Origin of the sequence: Microcoleus sp. PH2017_24_DOB_U_A (assembly GCF_020738205.1) — a bacterium.
Classification (GTDB): domain Bacteria; phylum Cyanobacteriota; class Cyanobacteriia; order Cyanobacteriales; family Microcoleaceae; genus Microcoleus.
The window spans coordinates 1-1,729 of the sequence record NZ_JAEQCT010000012.1 but is presented as its reverse complement, the minus strand read 5'-3'; the positions used below and the strand labels follow the sequence as shown (position 1 = coordinate 1,729).

The 1,729-nt window shown below is 40.6% G+C and carries 1 protein-coding gene; it reads left to right on the top strand.

Annotated elements, in window-relative coordinates:
• Nucleotides 1-323 precede the first annotated feature (323 nt).
• Nucleotides 324-1,619, top strand: a complete 1,296-nt coding sequence (locus tag JGK07_RS00195) for a ribonuclease D (RefSeq protein WP_293243616.1) — start codon at nucleotides 324-326, stop codon at nucleotides 1,617-1,619.
• The last annotated feature ends 110 nt before the right edge of the window (nucleotides 1,620-1,729 follow it).

The window sequence follows — 1,729 nt, the reverse complement described above, 5'->3', positions numbered from 1 at the left end:
TGGGGCGACTCGATACAGAAAAAACTTATCTTTAACCAAGCTTGAATATATTGATCGCTCCTGCTCTTGGTTGGCAATCAATTATTCAGCAAGCCCTATGTAGTTGCGCTTCAGCGCTCTTTCCTGGTATCAGGAAAGAGGGCTAAAGCCCAACAACGTACCTAATTTGTATGATGACAATCAAACAGCAGACCGCTATTACGTTTGACGTTAAGTTAACACTAATGTGCAATTCCATGTCCGGCACTTCAATCATTGACAATCGATCCGATAATTGCTATAGCATAATATAAGCATAAAGTTAATAGTAAAAGTCTGTAAAAATGCCTTATTTAACAGCAGCAAACGACATCAAAGCACTCATCGCTAAATTTTCGCAAGCTAAAATCCTGTGGGTTGACACAGAAATAGCAGACTATAAATCGAACCCCAGATTATCTCTAATTCAAGTGTTAGCTGACTCCACCGATGCGACAGGAGATGCCACGTTTCTACTAGATGTCTTAGATCAACCTGAATTGGCAAAAGACTTCATCAACCAAATCATGGTCAATCCAGATATTGAAAAAGTCTTCCACAGCGCCAGCTATGACATCAGATTTCTGGGTAATGACGACGCCAAAAATGTCACTTGTACATTGCAAATGGCGAGAAAAATTCCAGCTTATATCCTGCCCTTACCCAACCGACAACTCAAAACATTAATCGAAACACTTTGCGGCATTACTTATGTAGATAAAACAGAACAAAGTGGCGATTGGGGAAAGCGTCCCCTGACCCAGAAGCAGCTAGAATATGCCAAGATGGACGCGGTTTATTTAGCTAAAGTGCACAGCCGCTTGCTAGAAATCCTTGCCGAATCTTACCCCGAACCCGCAACGGAAAACTTGATATCCTTGGGGAAAAAATATCAGCAAATAGAATCTCAGTGGAAACCGCTTGATTCAGAAATAGCTGAAGTCAAAGAACGATTTAAAGCAGGAATGATGGCGCAAAAGCTCAAAGATAGCTCTTGTTTTCAGCTTTCCAGTTCGATAACTATGAAAGTTGATTTTATGACGCTGGCGAGACTGACACAAACTCAGCAAATTGATTTAAATTTTCCGGTGACACTGACGAAAGAAATTCAAAAACAGTTAGGTGAACTTATTACTCATCCATCTTTGCAAGTTGAGGATATTGCTAGTTGGCGGTTGAATTCTAATGTACAGCAGCGGCGAAAATCTACTGCTAAGAAAATTGTGCCGGAACCCGAGAGTGAAGATTTAACGGCATTGGGGAAAAGGTATCAAGAAATTTTCCCTGAATGGAAGTTGCTGGATTCGGAAGTTGAGCATCTGAAAGAACGGATTAAAAAAGCAATGTTGGTGCAAAATAAGAGCAATACTCCTGATTTTAAGTTATCTAGTTCTTCGATTTTGAAGGTAGATTTTGCTAGCTTGGCTAAAGTTGTGCAATCTGCGGGAGTTGAATTAGATTTTATGGTGACGCTGACTCAATACATCCAAAAGCAGTTGGGGGATGCGATTAACACAATTGATGTGCAGATTGAGTATATTACCAGTTGGCGGATGACGGCTAAGACTGTGGAAGATGAAGATGAGGAAATCCCGTTTTAAGTAATATCTTGGGTATGTTGTTGCGCTTCAGCGCTCTTTATCTTATGTATGAAAGAGCGCTGAAGCGCAACTACGTACCTAAAAAATAATCCCGCAAAGGTATGTTGTTG